The organism is Geminicoccus flavidas (assembly GCF_009806515.1).
GTDB classification, from domain to species: domain Bacteria; phylum Pseudomonadota; class Alphaproteobacteria; order Geminicoccales; family Geminicoccaceae; genus Geminicoccus; species Geminicoccus flavidus.
Genome location: NZ_WUJP01000457.1, coordinates 1 through 20,982, shown reverse-complemented (window position 1 = coordinate 20,982; position 20,982 = coordinate 1). Strand labels below are relative to the sequence as shown.

The window sequence follows — 20,982 nt, the reverse complement described above, 5'->3', positions numbered from 1 at the left end:
GAGCACGGTGCCGAGCAGGCACCAGCCGATATTGGCCAGGGTGAGCGCCTGGGCGAAGCCGCCCATGAGCTGGCTGAGCGTGCCCATCAGATCACCCAGCCCGGCAGGAGGGTCGGCAGGGCCAGGCCCAGCCCGTAGCCCAGGATGATCCGGGTGAGCAGTGCCAGCACCAGCGCGATGGCGAGGTTCAGCCACCAGCGCCGGTCGCGGAAGGCGAGGGTGACGGCGAAGAACAGGACGGTCGACGCGATCACGAAGCCGGCCCGCTCCAGGAGCAGCATGTGGGCGATCAGGCCGCCCACCATCACGGCCATGGCGCCGAGATCGACCTTCTCGCCGGTACCAGGCACATGCCGCGTCCGCCAGCCCTGGAAGGCCAGCCACAGGCCGACCAGGACCAGCCCGGCCGAGGCCACGCCCGGGAACAGCCTGGCACCCACCCCGGCATAGCTCGACGGGGTGGCGAGGTTCAAGGTCGCCACGGCCAGGACCAGGCCACCCAGGAAGGTGGCGGCCCCCAGCGCCAGGAGGGCAGGACCACCCGCGGCAGATTCGCCGTCCATGGCAGGCCCGCCCGCTACTTGGCCAGGCCGATCGTCTGCAGCAGGCCCGTCACCCGGGCGTTCTCCTCCTGGAGGAAGCTCGCGAACTCGTCGGCGGGCAGGTAGGCATCGTCCCAGCCCTTGCTCTTGAGCGTCTCCTGCCAAGCAGCACTCTTGGCCGTCTTGTCAATCAGGTCGACCAGGGCGGCGCGCTCGGGATCGTCGAGATCCGGCGGGGCCATGACGCTGCGCCAGTTGACCAGATCCAGATCGAGGCCGGCCTCGCGCAGGGTGGGCGCATCCAGCCCCTCTAGCCTCTCCGGCGAGGAGATCGCGAGGGCACGCAGCGTGCCGGCCTGGATCTGCCCGATCCATTCGCTCAGGCCCGAGATTCCGGCGGCGACATGCCCGCCCATCACCGCCGCCAGCGCCTCGCCGCCACCAGAGAACGGCACGTAGTTGACCTTGGACGGATCAACGTCGGCCTGCTGCGCGATCAGCCCGGCCAGGATGTGGTCAGTGCCGCCGGCCGAGCCGCCGCCCCAGGCGACCGAGCCCGGGTCGTTCTTCAGGGTCGCCACCAAGTCCTGCATGGTCTGGAGCTCGGACGAGGCCGGCACCACCACGACCTCGTACTCGCCAGTCAGCCGCGCGATCGGCGTGACCTGATCCAGAGTGACCGGGGCACCGTTAGTGATGATCGCGCCCAGCATCACGAGGCCGCCGACCAGCAGCGCATCGCCCTGGCCGCGCTCGCGCTCGACGAACTGGGCAAGCCCGATCGTGCCGCCGGCACCCGGGATGTTCTCGACGGTGACCGCACCGACCAGGCCTTCCTGCTGCATCGCCGCCTGCAGGGCCCGCGCGGTCTGGTCCCAGCCGCCGCCCGGGCCGGCCGGGGCCACCAGAGTGAGCGCGCCGATGGCCTCCTGGGCGCCGGCACCGGCGAGCGGCGTGGAGATCGTGCCGCAGGCCGCCAGCAGCATCCCCGCGAGCGTAGTCCGGCGCCGCATCCGCACGGTCATGGCGAGCCTCCCTGAGCCCGTTGTCGAATTGTCTGGCTACACAGCATGTTCGCGCGCCGGGATCGGGGCAAGCGGCTTGACAGGCGGCGCCAAGGTTCAGCGGCAGTGATGGCGAGGATGAAGAATTCCTTGTCGCTGTGGGGCTGGACAGGGGCAGCGCCAATGTTGCGGTGCGGGATCGGCAGGCCTAGGTTCCGCGCCGACCTCATTCGACGACAGAGGACGCTTCGCTGATGAAGCCGATCGCCCGCCCCGACCGCCCGTTCTTCGGCTCCGGCCCGACCGCCAAGCGGCCCGGCTGGTCGCTGTCCGGCCTGGAAGGCGCGATGCTCGGTCGATCCCATCGCGATGCCGTGGCCAAGGCGCGCATCAACGAGGTGATCGAACGCTCCCGCCAGGTGCTGGGCATCCCGGCCGACTACCGGCTGGGGATCCTGCCCGGCTCGGACACCGGCGCCTTCGAGGCGGCGATGTGGTCGATGCTGGGCGCGCGCGGCGTCGACCTGCTGGCATGGGAGAGTTTTGGCGAAGGCTGGGTCACGGACGCGACCAAGCAGCTCAAGCTCGGCGATGCGCGCACGCTGTCGGCCGATTATGGTGAGCTGCCGGACCTGACGTCCGTCGATTTCGCCCGGGACGTGGTGTTCACCTGGAACGGCACGACCTCGGGCGTGCGCGTGCCGAATGGCGCGTGGATCGCCGCCGACCGGCAGGGCCTGACCTTCTGCGACGCGACCTCGGCCGCGTTCGCCATGGACCTGCCCTGGTCCAAGCTCGATGTGACCACCTGGTCCTGGCAGAAGGTGCTGGGCGGCGAGGCGCAGCACGGCATGCTGGCGCTCTCGCCGCGCGCGGTCGAGCGTCTGGAAAGCTATAAGCCGGCTTGGCCCCTGCCCAAGCTCTTCCGCCTGACCAAGGGCGGCAAGCTGATCGAGGGCATCTTCAAGGGCGAGACGATCAACACGCCGTCCATGCTGGCGGTCGAGGACGCGCTGGACGGGCTGCGCTGGGCCGAGCAGGTGGGAGGGCTGAAGGGCCTGATCGCCCGCTCGGAGGCCAACCTCGCCGCAATCGCCGACTGGGTCGCCAGCACCGCCTGGGTGGACTTCCTGGCGGCCGAGCCGTCCACCCGCTCCTGCACCTCGATCTGCCTGAAGATCGTCGATCCGCGGGTCGCCTCGCTGGCCGAGTCCGACCAGCAGAAGGTGGTCAAGGAGCTGGCGGGCCTGCTCGCCAAGGAGCAGGTCGCCTACGACATCGCCGGCTACCGTGACGCGCCGCCTGGCCTGCGGATCTGGGGCGGGGCTACGGTCGACGTGGCCGACACGAAGGCCCTGCTGCCCTGGCTCAGCTGGGCGTTCGGCGAGGTCGCCTCCCGACTGGACGCCGAGGCCGCCTGACGGCGGCCCCGAGCGCTCCCTTCCGCCCCTGACCTAATCCTCGTGCCGGGAAAGGCTTCGGCATGCTCAAAGTTCTGATCGCCGACAAACTCAGCCCCGCCGCCGTCGAGATCTTCCAGCGCCGCGGTGTGGAGACCGACATCAAGGTCGGCCTCACCAAGGACCAGCTCCTCGAGATCATCGGGGAATATGACGGGCTGGCGATCCGATCTGCCACCAAGGTCACCGCCGAGGTGCTCAAGGCCGCACCTAAGCTCAAGGTGGTCGGCCGGGCCGGCATCGGGGTCGACAATGTCGACGTGGAGGCGGCGACCGCGGCCGGCGTGGTCGTGATGAACACGCCATTCGGCAACGCCACCACCACCGCCGAGCACGCCATCTCAATGATGATGGCGCTGGCCCGCGACATCCCGGCGGCCGACCGCTCGACCCGCGCCGGCAAGTGGGAGAAGTCCCGCTTCATGGGCGTGGAGCTGACCGGCAAGACGCTGGGCATCGTCGGCTGCGGCAATATCGGCTCGATCGTCGCCGACCGGGCGCGCGGGCTGAAGATGAAGGTGGTGGGCTTCGACCCGTTCCTGTCGGACGCGCGGGCCGCGGAGCTGGGCATCGAGAAGGTCGATCTGGACGAGCTCTGCCGCCGGGCCGATGTCATCACCCTGCACACGCCGCTCACCGACCAGACCCGCAACCTGTTCTCCCGGGAGCGGCTCCTGTCCTGCAGGAAGGGCGTGCGGATCGTGAACTGCGCGCGCGGTGGCCTAGTGGACGAGCAGGCGCTGCACGACCTGATCGTGGAAGGTCATGTCGCGGGTGCGGCGCTGGACGTGTTCGCGGTGGAGCCGGCCAAGGAGAGCCCGCTGTTTGGGCTGGAGAAGGTGGTGGTCACCCCGCATCTGGGGGCCAGCACCACCGAGGCCCAGGAGAACGTGGCGCTGCAGGTCGCCGAGCAGATCTCCGATTATCTCCTGGACGGCGCGATCATCAATGCGCTGAACATGCCGAGCGTGTCGGCCGAGGATGCGCCCAGGCTCCGGCCCTACATGCAACTCGCCGAGCAGCTCGGCAGCTTTGCCGGCCAGCTCACCGAGACGGGGCTGAAGGGGGCCACTGTCACCTTCGCCGGCCAGGCGGCGTCCCTGAACACAAGGCCGCTCACCCAGCTGATCCTGAAGGGCCTGCTGGCCCCGTTCGCCGCCTCGGTGAACATGGTGAACGCCCCGACACTCGCAAAGTCGCGCGGCATCCAGCTCACCACCGTCACCCATGAGCATGTCGACGGCTACCAGACGCTGATCACGCTGGAGGTGGTCACGGAGAAGGGGCCGCGCACCGTCTCGGGCACGCTGTTCCAGGGAGAGAAGCCGCGTCTCGTCGAGATCCGCGGGATCCCGATCGATGCCGCGCTCTCAGGCAGCGTCCTCTACGTGCGCAACCAGGACAAGCCGGGCTTCATCGGTGCGCTCGGCCGGCTGCTGGGCGAGGCCGAGGTGAACATCGCGACCTTCCATCTGGGCCGCGACCGGCCGGGTGGCGACGCGATCGCCCTGGTCGCGATCGACCAGGCCGTGCCAGCCGACGTGCTGGAGCGGATCCAGGCGCTGCCGCACGTCATCCAGGCCAAGCAGCTGGCGTTCTGATCCGAGAGGTCAGGGAAGGGTGAAGGTCAGGCGGGTGCGGGTGCCCGCCGACGAACTCTCCTGATCGACTCGGCCGCGGACCTGGCGGGCCAGCGCTTCGATGAGCCGGAGGCCCGACCCGCCCGGCCTGGTGGGGTCGATGCCCTTGCCGTTGTCGATCACTTCCAGGCTGATCTCGCCGCGGCCGGGGCCGGACTGCAGCTCGACATGGATGGTGCCGCCGGCCTCGTCGAAGCCGTGCTTGACGCTGTTGGTGACCAGCTCGTTGACGATGAGGCCGATCGGGACGGCGTACTCGATCGGAGCGCTGAGCTCGTCGGCGCGCACATGGACGGTGACGGTCTCCAGAGGCTTCTGGATGCTGGAGATGAGAGCACGCAGATAGGTCGGCAGGTTGACCAGCTCGCCGCCCTGCGCCGGGGCGAGCTGGTCGTGGGCCAGCGCCATGGCCATGATCCCGTCCGCGATCTTGCCCAGTACGTTGCGGCTGTTCTCCGTCTGCAGCCGCGCCGCCTGGATCGAAATCATCGACAAGATCGTCTGGAAATTGTTCTTGGTCCGGTGCTGCATCTCGTGGAGCAACAGCTGGTGCCGGCGCGATTCCAGCGCCAGTCCGGCGATGGCCTGCTCGTGCTGCTGGTTGACCTGCTCGCGGTGGATCGACGAGGCGATGATCGAGGCCGCGATCATCAGGAAGTTCCGGGTATCGCCGCTGAAGTCGCGCTCCACGCTGCTGTCGACCTCCAGCACGCCCCAGGTGGCGCCGTCGATCTGCACCGGCACATTCAGCACGGACACGATGCCGTGCTCGCGCAGGACCGAGGACATCCGGAACTCGTCGGACTGGTGCAGGTCGAGGATATGGACCGGCTGCCCGGTCTGGAAGGCACGGCCGGGCGGCGACGACAGATCGATCCCGAAGGTCGCGTGGCCGACCACCCCCTCCCTCCAGCCGACCCCGGCCTCGAGCAGAAGGTCGCCGGTCTCCGAGCGGTAGCGCATCAGCTTGACGTGATCGATCTCGACCCCGCGGGCGATCTGAACCACCGCGGTCTCCAGCAGCCCGTCCGCTGGCAGCCGGTGTGCCGCCAGATGGGAAAGCTCCATCAGGACCTGCTGATGGCGGCGCAGTCTCGCGATCTCGTCCCGGGCGCCCAAGACCAATGCCTCCTCGATCACCAAGAGGATCAAGCGTGTGGTTGAACGTCGCGGCCGCCCCTTGGTTTCCAGGCAGTCGTGAGTGCCTTACGGCCCGGCTGGCGTGCAGCATCTCGGGTGTGGCGGCTCTTCTCCTGCGGTCGCGCTGATGGCCGAAATGTTACGGCCTGTACAAGTACATGATCAATCGGATGCAATACATCGGCCTATTTCAGGAAAGCGGCCTTCGACCGTGCGCCGCCGGAGCCGACAGCGCCCCGGCAGTCCGGCGACGCTCTTCACGAAGACGCCGGCGGTGGGTAGAGCCATGGCAACGAGCAGGGAGCGTGTGACATGGCGGACGAGCGGGTGCTGGCAGACGGGCTGCGCTTTCCCGAAGGCCCGGTGGTGATGCCGGACGGGTCGATCATCCTGGTGGAGATCGCCGCCGGCAGGATCACGCGGGTGGCGCCGGACGGCAGGAAGTCGGTGCTGGCGGACCGCTGCGACGGCCCGAACGGGCTGGCGATGGGGCCGAACGGCCTTCTCTACCTGTGCAACAATGGCGGCTTCGCCTGGAAGGAGGATGACGGAATCCTCCACACGGCCGGCCAGGCGGCCGACTATTCAGGCGGGCGGATCGAGACCTTCGACCCGGCCACCGGCACGCTGCGCCGCCTCTACGACCGCTGCGGTGACCATCCATTGCGCGGGCCGAACGACATCGTGTTCGACCTGCCGGACTGCGGCTGGGAGCCGGGCTTCTGGTTCAGCGACCTGGGCAAGAGCCGATCACGCGACCGCGACCATGGCGGCGCCTACTGGGCGGCGGCGGACGGCAGCCACATCGTCGAGGTGGCGCACCCGATCGCGGGCGGCGCCAACGGGATCGGCCTCTCGCCGGACAACCGCACCCTCTATGTCGCGGAGACCGAGACGGCACGGCTGTGGGCGTGGGACATTCTGGGGCCGGGCGAGCTGCGCAAGGAGAAGTGGCCCAGCCCCCATGGCGGCCGGCTGCTCTGCACCATGCCGGGCTATGCCCGGTTCGACAGCCTGGCAGTGACCGCATCCGGCAATATCTGCGTGGCGACGCTGATCACGGGCGAGATCACCACCATCTCGCCGACGGGCCAAATCCTGGACCGGCGCCGCTTCGACGACCCGATGGTGACCAATATCTGCTTTGGCGGGCCCGACCTGCGCACCGCCTATGTGACCCTGTCGGGCATCGGCCAACTGGTCGAGCTGCCCTGGCCGGAGCCGGGCCTGCGCTTGGTCTATGGCTGAACCGGGCGGTCAGGCGGGACGGTCGACGGCTGGACATGGTTAACCACTTCATTTAGTGATCGCCACCCCGCGCGCGCTGACCGCGCGGCCGACCTTCCTGGATCGACCTCCCATGACCCTTGCCGTCATGCCGGGCAGCCGCGCCACGGCGCGCGAGTGGATCGGCCTCGCCGTGCTGGCGCTGCCCTGCCTGGTCTATTCCATGGACCTGACCGTCCTGAACTTGGCCATCCCCCAGCTCTCCGCGGACCTGCGGCCGAGTGCGGCCCAGCTTTTGTGGATCGTCGACATCTACGGCTTCCTGGTCGCGGGCTCGCTGATCACCATGGGCACGCTCGGCGACCGGATCGGCCGGCGCCGGCTGCTGCTGATCGGTGCCGCCGCGTTCGGAGTTGCCTCGGTGCTGGCGGCCTTCGCACCCAGTGCCGAACTGCTGATCCTGGCGCGTGCCGTACTGGGCCTGGCCGGCGCCACCCTGGCGCCTTCCACCCTCTCCCTGATCCGCACCATGTTCCGGGACGACCGACAGCGCACCTTCGCGATCGGCGTCTGGATCGCCAGCTTCTCCGCCGGTGCCGCGATCGGGCCGGTGGTGGGCGGCGTGCTGCTGGAGTTTTTCTGGTGGGGCTCGGTGTTCCTGATTGCCCTGCCGGTGATGCTGCTGCTGCTGGCGCTGGGACCATGGCTCCTGCCGGAAGCGCGCGATCCGGATGCCGGGCGGATGGACCTGCCGAGTGCCGCCCTATCGGTCGTGGCGGTGCTCGCGGTGATCTACGGCATCAAGCGCAGTGCGGAGGCGGGTTTCGGCCTGCTTCCCGCGCTGGCGATCCTGGCAGGCTTGGCGGTCGGCCTCCTGTTCGTGCGCCGCCAGCGCCGCCTGGAAGACCCGCTGATCGACGTGTCACTGTTCCGCATCCCCTCGTTCAGCGCCGCCCTGCTCATCAACCTGCTGTCCCTGTTCGCGGCACTCGGCTTCTTCCTGGTTATCGGCCAGTATCTGCAGCTCGTGCTGGGGATGGGGCCGCTGGAGGCCGGCCTGTGGGTGGCGCCGTCCGGGATCGCGTTCGCTGCCGGCTCGATGGTAGCGCCCTTGCTGGTGCGCCGCTGGCAACCGGCCACCGTCATCGCCGGCGCGCTGGCGGTAGCGGCGCTAGGCTTCGTGGTCCTCACCCAGATCGGCGGCAGCTGGCCGCTGGCCGTGCTGGTCACCGGCATGCTGGTGTTCTGCCTGGGCCTGTCCCCGGTCGGCACGCTCACCACCGATCTGGTGCTGGGCTCGGCACCGCCGGAGCGCGCCGGTGCCGCCTCGGCCATCTCCGAGACCAGCTTCGAGTTCGGCGGGGCCATCGGGATCGCCGTGCTGGGCAGCGTGCTGACGGCGGCCTATCGCGAGCGGGTCGCCGCCGCCCTGCCGGACGGGCTGCCAGCCGAGTTGAACTCGGCTGCCAGCGGCACGCTCGCGGCGGCCCTGGAGGTGGCGCGGGACCTGCCCGGCACGGATGGGGCAGAGCTTGCGGCAGGGGCGAAGCTCGCCTTCACCCAGGCCATGGAGCTCTCCTCGGTCTTCTGCGCTGCGGTCACGCTGGCTACCGCCCTGTTCGCCTGGCTGGCACTGCGCCCGGCACGCAGGCAGCCGCCGCCGGCCGGAGCGCTGGCCAGCGAGGGCTAGCGCCGCGACTTGTCCTTGTTAGGGAACAGGAACTCGCGGCCGACCTTGACCCGGTACTGGCCGTCATAGGCGATCACGTCGGCGGTGGCGTAGGTCTCGGTCCACTGGTCGGGCAGGTAGGAGCCGGTGCCGACCACGTCGATGGGGGCGCGCACCGAGGCCATCAGCTTGCATTTCTGCGGGCTGAAGCCGGAGGAGGCGATGATGCGCACCCGCGGGTAGCCGGCCCGGTCCAGCTGCTCGCGGACATGCCAGATCGCGGCGGCCGACACGCCGGTGCCGGTCAGCCAGCGCAGTTCCTCATGGGTGCGGTAGGTGCGGATCGCGTCGGGCACGTGGCGGTCGAGCACTGCGTAGGATTCGGCGGTGTCCAGTCCTTCCACGAAGCGGCCGCCATGGGTGTCGAGCCGGATGGAGAGCTGGCCGGACGCCGCCAGCTCGGGGAAGCGGGCGCAGACCGCCAAGCTGTCGGTGATCTCCTGGCCGAAGAAGTCGACCAGCACGGTGAGCGGCTGCTCGGGAAAGGTCTCGTGGAACATCTCGGCCGCGCGCACCGTGCTGCCGGCATAGCCGATCAGCGCATGGGGCATCGTCCCGCTGCCCTCGTCCCTGCCGAAGAAATGCGCGGTGGCGTCCACGGAATTGCCGATGAAACCCACGGCACCGGCGCGGCGCCTGGCCTCGGCCGAGCCCACCGAGGCGGCATAAGCCATCATCTCGCCCATCTCCGCCCCGGCGCAGTGCCGGGCGTCCATGGCGAGGAAGCCGACCTTGGGTAGGTCGGTGCACATGTTGTAGGCGTTGAACGCCGCCACGCAGCAGGGGCCCAGCCGCTGCAGCAGGATGGTCTCCAGGTCGACCAGCCCGGCGAACGGCCCGGTCAGATAGAGCATCGGTTCGCCGGCACCGACCCAGTCGCCTTCCTTGAAGCGCAGGTCGAGCTCGATCGCGATCCCGCGCTCGGCCATGATCCGGGTCAGCCAGTCCAGCGCCAGGCGCGGCGCGAACAGGACCGGGCGGCGCATGAATACCGCATAGGTGACGCGGACGTCGCCGTACCGCTCCACCACTTCCTTGGTGCGCACGAAATACTTGTCGGCGAACCGGGCGATGTCGCCGTTGGTGGGGCCATAGCCGGCCCCGACGAGGGTGGTAGGGCGAGACGACATGCGAGGATCCCGTGGAGGCCCGGCAGGAGCTGGGGCTGGCGGCAGGAGCTTTTGGTCGGGTTCAGCTCGCGACCCGGACGAGCTCGCGCTCCTCCTTGAGCGCCCGCGCCATCAGGAAGGCCAGCTCCAGCGACTGCTGGGCGTTCAGGCGTGGATCGCAATAGGTGTGGTAGCGGTCCGACAGGCCGGCCTCGGTGATCGCCTGGGCACCACCCAGGCACTCGGTGACGTCCTGGCCGGTCATCTCCAGATGGACGCCGCCGGCATGGGTGCCTTCCGCCTTGTGGATCGCGAAGAAGCTGCGCACCTCGGACAGGATCCGGTCGAACGGCCGGGTCTTGTAGCCGCTGCCGGCCTTGATCGTGTTGCCGTGCATGGGATCGCAGGCCCAGACCACCTTGCGGCCTTCCCGCTCGATCGCGCGGATCAAGGGCGGCAGGTGGCGCTCGACCTTCTCGTGGCCCATCCGGGCGATCAAGGTCAGCCGGCCGGGCCGGTTGTCCGGGTTCAGGAGGTCGCACAGCCGCAGCAGGTCTTCAGCCGTCATGGTCGGGCCGCATTTCAGGCCCAGCGGGTTGGCGATCCCGCGGCAGAACTCGACATGAGCGCCGTCGAGCTGGCGGGTGCGGTCGCCGATCCAGAGCAGGTGGGCGGACGTGTCGTACCAGCGGCCGCTGGTGCTATCCACGCGCGTCATCGCCTGCTCGAAGCCCAGCAGCAGCGCCTCGTGACTGGTGTAGAAGCTGGTGCGCAGGATCTCGGGGTTGTTGGCATCCGTGATCCCGCAGGCGCGCATGAACGCCAGCGATTCGGTGATCCGGTCGGCCATGTCCCGGTAGCGCTCGCCTTCCGGACTGTTGGCGACGAAGCCCAGGTTCCAGGCCTGCACCCGGTCGAGCGAGGCATAGCCGCCCTGGGTGAAGGCGCGCAGCAGGTTGAGCGTCGCCGCTGCCTGGGAATAGGCCTGGAGCTGGCGCCGCGGATCGGGTGCCCGCTGCCCGGCCTCGAAGGCCAGGCCATTGACGATGTCGCCGCGATAGGCGGGCAGCGTCACGCCCTCGACCGTCTCGTCCGGGGCGGAGCGCGGCTTGGCGAACTGGCCGGCGATCCGGCCGAGCTTCACCACCGGCATGCCCGAGCCGAAGGTCAGCACCACGGCCATCTGCAGGATCACCCGCAGCGTGTCGCGGATCTTGTCGGCGGTGAAGTCGGCGAACGCCTCGGCGCAGTCGCCGCCTTGCAGGAGGAAGGCCCGGCCTTCGGCGACGTCGCCCAGCTTCTGGGTCAGCTCGCGCGCCTCGCCGGCGAACACCAGCGGCGGATAGCCTGCCAGCTGCTGCTCGACCTCGGCCAGCACCGCCTGGTCCGGGAAGCTCGGCATCTGCTGCGCGACCTTCGCTCGCCAAGTCGAAGGGTTCCAGCTCGCGACCATGTCCGTTTCTCCTTCCCCCGCCAGTATAGCTAGCCTTTGAACGGCTGGTACATGGTGACGAACTCTTCCGCGGCGGTCGGGTGGACCGCGATGGTATCGTCGAAATCGGCCTTAGTGGCGCCGGCGGTCATGGCGGTGGCGAAGCCCTGGATGATCTCGCCGGCTTCGGGCCCGACCATGTGGCAGCCCAGCACCCGGTCGGTCTTCCGGTCGACCACCAGCTTCATGAAGATCCGGTGCGCGTGCTGGCCCATCGTGGTGCGCATCGGCCGGAAATTGGCCTTGAAGATCTCGACGTCGTAGCCCTCGGCATGGGCACGGACTTCGGACAGGCCACAGGTCGCCGCCTCGGGGGAAGAGAAGATCGCAGTGGCCAGCGTGTCGTAGCGCACGGGCATGACGCGGTCGTTGAACAGCCGCTCGGCGATGGCGCGGCCCTCGGCGATCGCCACCGGCGTCAGGTCGAACTGGCCGCTGTCCACGCCGTGGCCGGCATGGTTCGAGCAGTCGCCGACCGCATAGAGGCCGTCCACGCTGCTCCGGTAGGTGTCGTCGACCAGGATGGCGCCCTCATGGTCCATCCGCACCTCCAGCGCCTCCAGGCCGATGTCGTGCGTCTTGGGGATCGGCCGGCGTCCGGTGGCGTAGATCACGAGGTCGGCTTCCAGCGCCGGCTCGACACCGTGGAGACGCAGGCCGCTGGCCGTGCGCTCGATGCGTTTCACCACGCTGCGACTCAGGATCTCCAGCCCGCCGGCGGCCATCTGGTCGGTGAGATGGCGGCGCAGGTCCTCGTCGAAGCCGCGCAGCGGCTGGTCGCCGCGCAGGACCAGGCTGGTCTTCGCCCCGAAGCCCTGGAAGATGCAGGCCAGCTCCACGCCGATATAGCCGGCCCCGATCACCGCCACCCGTGCCGGCAGGTCGTAGACGTCCTCCAGCACCTGGTCGGAGGTGACGACGTGCTCGATACCCGGGACGTCGGGGAAGAACGGGGCGGCGCCGGTGGCGATCAGGACCCGCCTGGCGTGGAACAGCTCGCCGCCGGCATCGACCACGAAGCCGTCGCCCTGGCGGCAGGCGATCTTGGCGCGGCTCTTGACCACCGCCACGCCCGCACCTTCCAGCATGCCGCGATAGATCGCCTCGAGCCTGGCGATCTCGCCGTTGCGCGCTTCGAGGAAGCCGCGGAAGTCGTGCTTCACTTCGCCGAACGACCAGCCCATGTCCCGGGCCACCGCCAGCTCGTGCGGCACGCTCGCGCCGTAATGCATGAGCTTCTTCGGCACGCAGCCGCGGATCACGCAGGTGCCGCCCAGGCGCGAATCCTCGGCGAGCGCCACCTTGGCGCCGTGGGAGGCGGCGCGGCGGGCGCAGGCGACGCCGCCCGACCCACCGCCGATCACGAACAGGTCGAGCTGGCTCACGCCTTCAGGCCTCGCTTGGTGGACGGGACGGTTACGGAGCGACGCCGATGCCGCCCAGGCTGACGTACTTCAGCTCCAGGTAGTCATCGACGCCGTACTTGCTGCCCTCGCGGCCGAGCCCGGACTGCTTCACCCCGCCGAACGGCGACACCTCGTTGGCGATGACACCGTCGTTGACGCCGAGCAGGCCGACCTCCAGCGCCTCGGCGACCCGGAACACCCGGCCGAGGTCGCGGGCATAGAAGTAGCCGGCCAGGCCATAGTCGCTGTCGTTGGCCAGCGCGATCACCTCCTCCTCCGTCTCGAAGCGGAACAGGGGGGCGACCGGGCCGAACGTCTCCTCCCGCGCGATCTGCATGTCCATGTTGCAGGCGGAGAGCACGGTCGGCTGGAAGAACAGCCCGCCCAGCTGGTGGCGATCGCCGCCGGTCAGGATGGACGCGCCCTTAGCGACCGCGTCCTTGACGTGCTCGGCGGCCTTCTCGACCGCGGCCGGCTCGATCAGCGGGCCCATCTGGGTGCCTGCCTCCATGCCGTTGCCGACCTTCAGCGCACCCGCGGCTTCCGCAAACTTCCTGGCAAACTCGTCATAGATGCCGGCCTGGACATAGATCCGGTTGGTGCAGACGCAGGTCTGGCCGGAGTTGCGGAACTTGCAGGCGATGGCACCCTGGACGGCAGCATCGACATCGGCATCGTCGAACACGATGAACGGCGCGTGGCCGCCCAGCTCCATGCTGACCTTCTTCACCGTGTCGGCGCACTGCTTGAGCAGGACCTTGCCGACTTCGGTGGAGCCGGTGAAGGAGATCTTGCGGACCTTCTTGTTCTCGGTGAGCTCGCCCGCGATCTTGCGCGCCGAGCCGGTCACGATGTTGAACACGCCCGGCGGGAAGCCGGCGCGCTCGGCCAGTTCGGCCAGCGCCAGGGCGGAATAGGGGGTGTAGGTCGCGGGCTTGATCACCACGGTGCAGCCGACCGCCAGGCCAGGTGCGGACTTGCGGGTGATCATTGCGTTCGGGAAGTTCCAGGGCGTGATCATGCCGCACACGCCGACCGGCTGCTTCATCACCAGGATGCGGCGGGACGCCACCGTCTGAGGGACGATGTCACCGTAGATGCGCTTGGCCTCCTCGGCGAACCACTCGATGAACGAGGCGCCATAGACGACCTCGCCGCGGCTCTCGGTGAGCGACTTGCCCTGCTCGCGGGTCATGATGATCGCGAGGTCTTCCTGGTTCGCGATCAAGAGGTCGAACCACTTGCGCAGGATCGCGGCGCGCTCCTTGCCGGTCTTCTGCTTCCAGGACTTGAACGCCTGGTCGGCCGCCTCGATGGCGCGCCGGGTCTCGGCCTCACCCATGTCCGGGATGGAGCCCAGCCGCTCGCCGGTGGCGGGGTCGGTCACGTCGATCGTCTTGCCGCTGTCGGCGCCCACCCACTCGCCGCCGATATAGGCCTGCTCCTTGAAGAGCGAGGGGTCCTTCAGCAGGTTGCGGATGTCTTTGAGGGCAGTAGCCATCTCGTCTCGAACTCCCGTTGGCCGGAGCCGGGCAACACGGGCCCGGGCTGCCCCGGCGACGACCGACCTGGCCGGATGCGCCTGCATCCAGCTCACGTGAGCGGCGGCCTCCATACAGGATGGGGGCTCGCGCGGTAAAGGCGAAGCCCGCCGGCGGTCAGTGCGGGACCGCCCACATCTCACTTACGACACGGCGGCTCATCCTGGCCGCGCGCCGCTTGCTCAGTAGTTCTTCTGGATCTGGTCGTAGACGAAGCCCGACGCGGCACCCGCGGCGGCACCGATCCCGACCCGGCTCAGCCAGTTGCCACCGAATAGGCCGACCACGCCGCCCGCGGCCGCCCCGGTGGCGGCACCCACCGCCGTGCTGCGCCCGGTCTGCCGGTCGACCGCACAGCCCGCCACGCCGAGGCTCGCGATCAGCAGCGCCACGCCGCCCAGCCGCTTCATCCTGCTCATGTCCCGTTGCTCTCCCGTCATTGCTTGCACGGCCAGATCGACGCGGCAGCCCGCCAGAACCCGTCCACCGCGCTCTCGCTGCCGGTCTGCGGATTGGTCTCGCCCCAGGCGACGATCGCGCGGCGGATGTCGTCCAGGCTCGGCACCGGGTCGGCGCAGGCCCAGGGCTGGATGGCGCCGGCTCGCAGCAAGGTGGCATAGAGGCTGCCGTTGCCGACCAGCCAGCCGCGGCAGAACTGGGCCGCGTCCTCGGAATCGGCGCCGCAGACCGCAACGAGATCGGAGAACGTCCGCATCCTGAAGGCATCGGGCGCCACCGGCGCAGCCAGCGCCCCGCCCGCAGCCGCCATCACGATTGCCGCAAGCGCTGCCGTCCGCCAGCCCCGCATCGTCCACCTCCGTCTCGGCCCGGGCACCGCGGCCACGTCCACGGCCGCCTCGACGGAACATATAGGGCCGGTGCCGCCTCGGACCAACGCCGGGACGGCACCGGCCGGCTTCAGGCCCCGGTTCAGGCGCCGATGCCGCGCGCCACGAAGGTCGACATGCGCCGGCCGAACGCGGCCGGATCGGGCAGGGGCTCGCCTTCGACGATCCGGGCCTGGTCGAGCAGCAGGGCGGCCAGCTCCGGGAAGTCCGGCGTGTCGTCCTTGGCGAGCGTGGCTAGGCGGCGGACCAGGTCGTGGCGCGGGTTCACCTCCAGGATCCGCTTGGCCAGCGTGTCCAGCTGGTTGTGGCTCTTGAGGAACCGCTCCAGGCGCATGTCCATCGCATGGTCGCCCGCCACCAAGCACACCGCACTCTGGCGCAGCCGCTTGCTTTCCCGCACGTCCGCCACCTGGTCGCCCAGCGCCAGCTTGAGCTTGGCGATCAGCCGGCCGAGATCGCCTTCCTCGGCGGCCGGCTCCTCGGGCTTGTCCGCCTCAGACGCGTCCTTCTTGATCTTGGAGAGGTCCACGTCGCCCTTGGCCAGCGACCGGATCGGCTTGCCGGCATGCTCGGTCACCTGCTCCAGCCAGAACGGGTCGACCTGGTCGTCCAGCAGCAGCACCTCCACGCCCTTGGCGCGCGCCTCTTCCAGTTGCGGGCTGTTGCGCAGGGCGGCGTGGCTCTCGCCCGAGATCACGTAGATCGCCTCCTGGCCGGGCTTCATTCGGCCGACATAGTCGGCGAGCGACACCCAGCCATCCGCGGAGTGCGTGGAGCGGAAGCGCGCCAGCTCCATGATCCGCTCGCGGTTCTCGCTATCCTCGTACAGCCCCTCCTTCAGCACCGCGCCGAAGTCGCTCCAGAAGGCCAGATACTTGTCCTTCGCCTCCTGCTTCTCCGCCTGGGCCTTGTTCTTCAGCTCGTCCAGGATCCGCTTGACGATCGCCTTGCGCATCTTCGGCACGACGCTGCCCTGCTGCAGGGTCTCGCGGCTGACATTCAGCGGCAGGTCCTGGCTGTCGATGATGCCCGACACGAAGCGCAGGTAGCGCGGCAGCAGGTTCTCCAGGCTGCTCGTGATGAACACTCGCTTGACGTAGAGCTTCACCCCGTGGGCGCGGCGCGGGTCGTAGAGGTCGAAGGGCCGCGCGGTCGGCACGAACAGCAGTGCCGTGTATTCGAGCAGGCCCTCGGCGTTGAAGTGGACCCTGGCGAACGGCTCGTCGAAGGCGTGGGCGACGTGGTGGTAGAATTCCTTGTACTGCTCGTCGGTGATCTCGGACTTGGGCCGAGTCCACAAGGCCGAGCCTTCGTTGATCTGCTCAGGGGCGGAGGGCTCGTCGCCCTCCTGGTCGGCCTTGATCAGCCGCAGCCGGATCGGCAGGGCGATATGGTCGGAATGGGTGCGCACGATCCGGCGCAGCGTCCACTCGTCCAGGAACTCCTTGGCGTCGTCCTTGAGGTGCAGGGTGATCGCCGTGCCGCGCTTGAACGAATCGGTCGGCAGCTCCTCGATGGCAAAGCCGCTGCGGCCGTCGGATGCCCAGCTCCAGGCGGTGCTCTCGCCGGCTCGGCGCGAGATCACCACCGCCTTGTCCGCCACCATGAACACCGAATAGAAGCCCACGCCGAATCGGCCGATCAGGTCGACGTCCTTCTTGGCATCCCCGGTCAGCATCTCGGCGAAGCGCGCGGTGCCCGAGCGGGCGATGGTGCCGAGATTCTCGGCCAGCTCCTCGCGGGTCATGCCGATGCCGTTGTCGGCGACCGTCAGCAGACCGTTCTTGGCATCGGCCAGGATGGTGATCTCGAGATCCGGGTCGGTGCCCAGCAGCTCCGGCCGGCTCAGGCTCTCGTAGCGCAGCTTGTCGCACGCATCCGACGCGTTGGAGATCAGCTCCCGCAGGAAGATCTCGCGATCCTTGTAGAGGGAGTTGATCACGAGATCGAGGACACGGCCGACATCGGCCTCGAACGGCTGCATCGTCTCGCTCATCGCCTTATGGTTCAGTTGGTTCGGGTGGTTGATCCGTGCCGAGCCATCTGGGTCGGGTGACGGTATTGCGCAAGATCACACCGGCCGTGGAGACCTCGGCGGCCATAGCCGCAGGGTCGGTCATAGCGCGCCGCAGCCACGATCGGATGGCCTGCAGGTCCGGCACTTCGTTGAACCGAGCGGCATCGGCCAGCGCCTCCGCTTCCCGGTAATATGGGTGTGAACCGGTGGCGGGGCGGGTGCAGGGTGCCACGGACCTGTCACTCCTGCGTGCGCATCTGCGGGCCGGAATGCAGGAGCGGCAGAAGCCCCCCTTGCAATCGGACGCCGGCAACGGAATCTTCTCTGTCATGAGCTCGATGCGCATTACCGACTCGCGCATCTTGGCGGTCCTTGGACCGACCAACACCGGAAAGACGCACTTCGCGATCGAGCGTCTTCTGGCGCACCGTTCCGGCATGATCGGCCTGCCCCTGCGGCTGCTCGCCCGCGAGATCTACGACCGGATCGTCAAGGAGCGCGGTCCGGACTCGGCGCAACTGGTCACTGGCGAGGAGAAGATCGGCAGCGACAAGGCGCCCTACGTGGTCGCCACGGTCGAGGCGATGCCGATGGACCGGCCGGTTGCCTGCCTCGCCGTCGACGAGATCCAGCTCTGCGCCGACTGGGAGCGCGGCCACGTCTTCACCGACCGGCTCCTGAACGCTCGCGGCCTGGACGAGACGATCTTCCTGGGCTCGGACACGATCAAGCCGCTGATCCGCCAGCTGGTACCCGAGGCGGTGTTGATCGCCCGGCCGCGCATGTCCACCCTGACCTATGCCGGCGAGAGCAAGCTGCACCGGCTGCCGCGCCGCTCGGCGATCGTCGCGTTCACGGCAGCCGACGTCTATGCGCTGGGCGAGGTGATCCGGCGCCAGCGCGGCGGGGCCGCGATCGTGATGGGGTCGCTGAGCCCCCGTACCCGCAACGCCCAGGTCGCCATGTACCAGGCGGGCGAGGTCGACTACCTAGTCGCGACCGATGCGATCGGCATGGGCCTGAACATGGACCTGACCCATGTGGCCTTCGCCGCCCTGCACAAGTTCGATGGGCGCGAGCGGCGCAAGCTGGCTGCCACGGAGGTGGCGCAGATCGCTGGACGGGCCGGCCGGCACATGGCGAACGGCACGTTCGGCACCACCAACGGGGTGGGCGAGCTGGACGAGCGGATCGTGGAGGCGGTCGAGAGCCACAGCTTCCCGCCGCTCAAGCATCTGCGCTGGCGCAACTCCGCCCTGGACTTTCGCAGCCTGCAGGGCCTGCTGCGCTCGCTGGACGCCGGGCCCGACCGTGCCGCGCGCGACGCGCTGTGGAAGGTGCGCGACGCGCTGGACGACCGTTCCCTGCACATGCTGGCGGCGCGCGAGGAGATCCGCCAGATCGCCGACCGCCCGGAGCGGGTACGGCTCCTGTGGAGCGTCTGCCAGACCCCGGACTTCTCCAAGACCCTGGCCGAGAGCCACCTGCATCTGCTCAGCACGATCTACCGCCACCTGACCGGACCCGAAGGGGTGATCCCGGCCGACTGGGTGGCGCGGACCATCGACCATATCGACCGGATGGACGGCGACATCGACACGCTGATGGGCCGGCTCGCCCATATCCGGACCTGGACCTATCTCTCGCACCGCAAGGACTGGTTCCAGGACGCGGCGCACTGGCAGGAGCGAGCCCGGGCCGTGGAGGACCGGCTGTCGGACGCCCTGCACGAGCGGCTGATGCAGCGCTTCGTCGACAAGCGCACGACTGCCCTGCTGCGTTCCTTGCGCGAGCATGACGACCTGCCGGCGACGGTGGAGGCGGACGGCTCGCTCGCGGTGGACGGCCATCCGGTCGGGACCATCGAGGGGCTGGACTTCACCCTCCTGCCCGGCGAGGCCGATCTGGCCCGCAAGGCGTTGAGTGCTGCCGCGCGCCGGGCCCTGCGCCCGGCCCTGGAGCGGCGGGTCGCCCAGATACTTGAAGCACCCGAGGACGAGGTGTGCTTCGACCCCGACGGCGCGGTGCGCTGGCAGGGCGCGGTGGTCGGCCGGCTCGCACCCGGGCGCACGCCGCTCCAGCCGCTCGTGCGGCCCAAGATCAGCGACGAATTGCGCGGCGAGCTGCGCGAGCGGGTGGCGGACGATCTCGGCCGGCGGCTGCAGAGCTGGATCGCGCGGGGCATCGGCCGGATCGGGCGGCTGGCTGCGGCCAGCGACGATGCCGGGCAGAGCGGTGCCGTGCGCGGCGTCGCCTATGCGCTGGCCGAGGCCCTGGGCGCGATCCGGGTGGAACGGATCGAGAGCGTGTCCACCCCGCTGGGCGAGGCCGACCGCAAGGCGTTGGCCCGGCTGGGCGTGCGGCTGGGCGTGGAATGGCTATTCCTCCCTGAGTTGATGCGGCCGCGCGCGCGGCGGGTGATCGCGCTGCTGATCCGGGTCTGGACCGGGCAGGACTGCCCGCTGCCGCCCGAGGGGGCGACCACTTGGCGGGACGTGCCGGATCTGCCCGCTTCCACCCTGGCGGCGTTGGGGTTTGCCCGGTTCGGCACGCTGGCGCTCCGGCTGGACGTCACCGAGCGGCTGGCCGCGCAGTTGCGGGCACGGGCACGGGAAAGCCGGCTGTTCGACCTGCCGGGCGACCTCGCGGCCGCGGCCGGGCTGAAGCTCGATGAGCTGGTCGCGGTGTCGGCGGGGCTGGGCTTTGCCTGTGTGGTCGAGGGCGAGGCGCGCAGGCTCGTGCGCATGCGCAAGCGGCGCCGGCCGGATCCGGTCGAGCGCAAGCGCGCGGCACGGGCAGGGCGCAGCGATTCACCGTTCGCGGTGCTGCGCACGCTGGTCGCCGGAAGCAGTTGAGGGACCAGGAAAGCCGGTTGAGGGCCGGTGAAAAGGAGGCAACTTGCACGACGAAGCGCTGAGACTGGACACCTGGCTCTGGCACACGCGGTTCTGCAAGACCCGCACGGATGCCCAGAAGCTCGTCGAAGGCGGCCGCGTCCGTGTCGACGAGCGGGTCGTGACCAAGGCTCATCTTCAAGTGCGCACCGGCATGGTGCTGACCCTGCCGCAGGGGCGGGACATCAAGGTGGTCCGGGTGCTGGCGATGCCCAAACGCCGCGGACCCTATGCCGAGGCCCGCGAGCATTATCAGGAGCTGCCGCTGGCCTGAGCGTCAGCCGCCGGGCGCGGGCCTGGGCGGCCGTTCGCCGAAGATCTTGGAGCCGACCCGCACGGTGGTGGCGCCGAAGCGGATCGCCTCTTCGTAATCGGCGCTCATGCCGATCGACACGCCGGCCAGGCCATGGCGCTTGGCGAGCTTGGCCAGGAGGGCCGTGTGCGGGGCGATGTCCTCCCCCTCGGGCGGGATCGCCATCAGCCCCTCGATCGCCAAGCCCAGCTCGTCCCGGCACAGATGCAGCAGCTCGTCGAGCCCATCCGGCAGGACGCCGCCCTTCTGCGGCTCCTCGCCGGTGTTGACCTGGACGTAGAGCCTGGGCAGGCGGCCCTGCCGGTCGCGCTCCTTGGCGAGGGAGCGCGCCAGCTTCGGGCGGTCCAGCGTCTGGATCACGTCGAACAGCGCCACCGCATCGGCGGTCTTGTTGGTCTGCAGCGGCCCGATCAGGTGGAGCTCCAGGTCCCGATGGGCCTCGCGCAGCGGCGTCCAGCGGCTGCGCGCCTCCTGCACGTAGTTCTCGCCGAACACACGCTGCCCGGCCGCGAGTGCCGCCTGGACCCGCGGAGCCGGCTGCAGCTTGCTCACCGCCACCAGCGTCACCAAGCCTGGTTCGCGGCCGGCGCGCTCCGCGGCCATGGTGACCCGTTGTCGCA

The 20,982-nt window shown here is 69.4% G+C and carries 17 protein-coding genes; 6 read left to right on the top strand and 11 right to left on the bottom strand.

From position 1 onward, the window contains the following. Window positions 1-86: 86 nt before the first annotated feature. The gene (locus EQG76_RS12815; RefSeq protein ID WP_159713897.1) at window positions 87-563 is read right to left on the bottom strand and encodes a tripartite tricarboxylate transporter TctB family protein; all 477 of its coding nucleotides are present in this window, start codon (window positions 561-563) and stop codon (window positions 87-89) included. Window positions 564-577: 14 nt separating this feature from the next. Further along, on the bottom strand, window positions 578-1,528 hold the full coding sequence (locus EQG76_RS12810) for a tripartite tricarboxylate transporter substrate binding protein (RefSeq protein ID WP_159713903.1): 951 nt from the start codon (window positions 1,526-1,528) through the stop codon (window positions 578-580). Between the two features lie 272 nt (window positions 1,529-1,800). Here EQG76_RS12810 and EQG76_RS12805 point away from each other — a divergent pair, with 272 nt between their 5' ends. Together EQG76_RS12805 and serA are read left to right on the top strand one after the other, a co-directional pair. After that, a complete protein-coding gene (locus EQG76_RS12805) occupies window positions 1,801-2,967 on the top strand; it encodes a phosphoserine transaminase (RefSeq protein WP_159713895.1) in 1,167 nt (388 codons plus the stop codon). A gap of 62 nt (window positions 2,968-3,029) precedes the next feature. Further along, complete coding sequence (gene serA, locus EQG76_RS12800) at window positions 3,030-4,607, top strand: phosphoglycerate dehydrogenase (protein WP_159713893.1); 1,578 nt, start codon at window positions 3,030-3,032, stop codon at window positions 4,605-4,607. A 9-nt stretch (window positions 4,608-4,616) separates the two neighbouring features. Here the strand turns inward: serA and EQG76_RS12795 are convergent, their stop codons facing one another. Beyond that, window positions 4,617-5,765 (bottom strand): sensor histidine kinase, encoded by a 1,149-nt coding sequence (locus tag EQG76_RS12795; RefSeq protein WP_200840774.1) that lies wholly within the window; start codon window positions 5,763-5,765, stop codon window positions 4,617-4,619. Window positions 5,766-6,098: 333 nt separating this feature from the next. Here EQG76_RS12795 and EQG76_RS12790 point away from each other — a divergent pair, with 333 nt between their 5' ends. Both EQG76_RS12790 and EQG76_RS12785 read left to right on the top strand, forming a co-directional pair. Further along, window positions 6,099-7,034, top strand: coding sequence for an SMP-30/gluconolactonase/LRE family protein (locus EQG76_RS12790; RefSeq protein WP_159713891.1), 936 nt, complete (start codon window positions 6,099-6,101; stop codon window positions 7,032-7,034). Window positions 7,035-7,146: 112 nt separating this feature from the next. Next, window positions 7,147-8,703: an MFS transporter gene (locus EQG76_RS12785; RefSeq protein WP_159713889.1), complete on the top strand. Its 1,557-nt coding sequence runs from the start codon at window positions 7,147-7,149 to the stop codon at window positions 8,701-8,703. Here the strand turns inward: EQG76_RS12785 and EQG76_RS12780 are convergent. From EQG76_RS12780 to htpG, 7 genes are all read right to left on the bottom strand, one after another. Then, entirely contained in the window at window positions 8,700-9,872 is a 1,173-nt protein-coding gene (locus EQG76_RS12780) for a nicotinate phosphoribosyltransferase (protein ID WP_159713887.1), read from the bottom strand. The genes EQG76_RS12785 and EQG76_RS12780 overlap by 4 nt on opposite strands. Before the next feature lie 61 nt (window positions 9,873-9,933). Next, window positions 9,934-11,304: a class II 3-deoxy-7-phosphoheptulonate synthase gene (locus EQG76_RS12775; RefSeq protein ID WP_159713885.1), complete on the bottom strand. Its 1,371-nt coding sequence runs from the start codon at window positions 11,302-11,304 to the stop codon at window positions 9,934-9,936. A 29-nt stretch (window positions 11,305-11,333) separates the two neighbouring features. Beyond that, window positions 11,334-12,728 carry a glutathione-disulfide reductase gene (gene gorA / locus EQG76_RS12770; protein WP_159713883.1) on the bottom strand — a complete coding sequence of 465 codons (1,395 nt, stop codon included), beginning with the start codon at window positions 12,726-12,728 and terminating at the stop codon, window positions 11,334-11,336. A 31-nt stretch (window positions 12,729-12,759) separates the two neighbouring features. Beyond that, entirely contained in the window at window positions 12,760-14,250 is a 1,491-nt protein-coding gene (locus EQG76_RS12765) for an NAD-dependent succinate-semialdehyde dehydrogenase (protein WP_159713881.1), read from the bottom strand. A 222-nt stretch (window positions 14,251-14,472) separates the two neighbouring features. Next, window positions 14,473-14,709 carry a hypothetical protein gene (locus tag EQG76_RS12760; RefSeq protein ID WP_159713872.1) on the bottom strand — a complete coding sequence of 79 codons (237 nt, stop codon included), beginning with the start codon at window positions 14,707-14,709 and terminating at the stop codon, window positions 14,473-14,475. Window positions 14,710-14,726: 17 nt separating this feature from the next. Then, window positions 14,727-15,098 (bottom strand): Rap1a/Tai family immunity protein, encoded by a 372-nt coding sequence (locus EQG76_RS12755; RefSeq protein ID WP_159713870.1) that lies wholly within the window; start codon window positions 15,096-15,098, stop codon window positions 14,727-14,729. Window positions 15,099-15,220: 122 nt separating this feature from the next. After that, on the bottom strand, window positions 15,221-17,134 hold the full coding sequence (gene htpG / locus EQG76_RS12750) for a molecular chaperone HtpG (RefSeq protein WP_159713868.1): 1,914 nt from the start codon (window positions 17,132-17,134) through the stop codon (window positions 15,221-15,223). 350 nt (window positions 17,135-17,484) lie between these two features. Here htpG and EQG76_RS12745 point away from each other — a divergent pair, with 350 nt between their 5' ends. Together EQG76_RS12745 and EQG76_RS12740 are read left to right on the top strand one after the other, a co-directional pair. Then, on the top strand, window positions 17,485-20,010 hold the full coding sequence (locus tag EQG76_RS12745) for a helicase-related protein (protein WP_235031341.1): 2,526 nt from the start codon (window positions 17,485-17,487) through the stop codon (window positions 20,008-20,010). 43 nt (window positions 20,011-20,053) lie between these two features. Next, on the top strand, window positions 20,054-20,323 hold the full coding sequence (locus EQG76_RS12740; protein ID WP_159713866.1) for an RNA-binding S4 domain-containing protein: 270 nt from the start codon (window positions 20,054-20,056) through the stop codon (window positions 20,321-20,323). Between the two features lie 3 nt (window positions 20,324-20,326). Here EQG76_RS12740 and EQG76_RS12735 read toward each other — a convergent pair. Continuing rightward, window positions 20,327-20,982, bottom strand: a 656-nt coding sequence (locus tag EQG76_RS12735; RefSeq protein ID WP_235031340.1) for a YggS family pyridoxal phosphate-dependent enzyme, incomplete at its 5' end; no start/stop codon positions are given.

What these genes read in the sequence shown, in the direction of transcription:
- EQG76_RS12765 (WP_159713881.1), bottom strand. Translation starts at nt 14,250, where the DNA reads ATGGCTACTGCCCTCAAAGACATCCGCAACCTGCTGAAGGACCCCTCG.
- EQG76_RS12805 (WP_159713895.1), top strand. Translation starts at nt 1,801, where the DNA reads ATGAAGCCGATCGCCCGCCCCGACCGCCCGTTCTTCGGCTCCGGCCCG.
- EQG76_RS12760 (WP_159713872.1), bottom strand. Translation starts at nt 14,709, where the DNA reads ATGAGCAGGATGAAGCGGCTGGGCGGCGTGGCGCTGCTGATCGCGAGC.
- EQG76_RS12775 (WP_159713885.1), bottom strand. Translation starts at nt 11,304, where the DNA reads ATGGTCGCGAGCTGGAACCCTTCGACTTGGCGAGCGAAGGTCGCGCAG.
- EQG76_RS12745 (WP_235031341.1), top strand. Translation starts at nt 17,485, where the DNA reads ATGAGCTCGATGCGCATTACCGACTCGCGCATCTTGGCGGTCCTTGGA.
- EQG76_RS12790 (WP_159713891.1), top strand. Translation starts at nt 6,099, where the DNA reads ATGGCGGACGAGCGGGTGCTGGCAGACGGGCTGCGCTTTCCCGAAGGC.
- EQG76_RS12815 (WP_159713897.1), bottom strand. Translation starts at nt 563, where the DNA reads ATGGACGGCGAATCTGCCGCGGGTGGTCCTGCCCTCCTGGCGCTGGGG.
- EQG76_RS12810 (WP_159713903.1), bottom strand. Translation starts at nt 1,528, where the DNA reads ATGCTGCTGGCGGCCTGCGGCACGATCTCCACGCCGCTCGCCGGTGCC.
- EQG76_RS12785 (WP_159713889.1), top strand. Translation starts at nt 7,147, where the DNA reads ATGACCCTTGCCGTCATGCCGGGCAGCCGCGCCACGGCGCGCGAGTGG.
- EQG76_RS12780 (WP_159713887.1), bottom strand. Translation starts at nt 9,872, where the DNA reads ATGTCGTCTCGCCCTACCACCCTCGTCGGGGCCGGCTATGGCCCCACC.
- htpG (WP_159713868.1), bottom strand. Translation starts at nt 17,134, where the DNA reads ATGAGCGAGACGATGCAGCCGTTCGAGGCCGATGTCGGCCGTGTCCTC.
- EQG76_RS12755 (WP_159713870.1), bottom strand. Translation starts at nt 15,098, where the DNA reads ATGCGGGGCTGGCGGACGGCAGCGCTTGCGGCAATCGTGATGGCGGCT.
- serA (WP_159713893.1), top strand. Translation starts at nt 3,030, where the DNA reads ATGCTCAAAGTTCTGATCGCCGACAAACTCAGCCCCGCCGCCGTCGAG.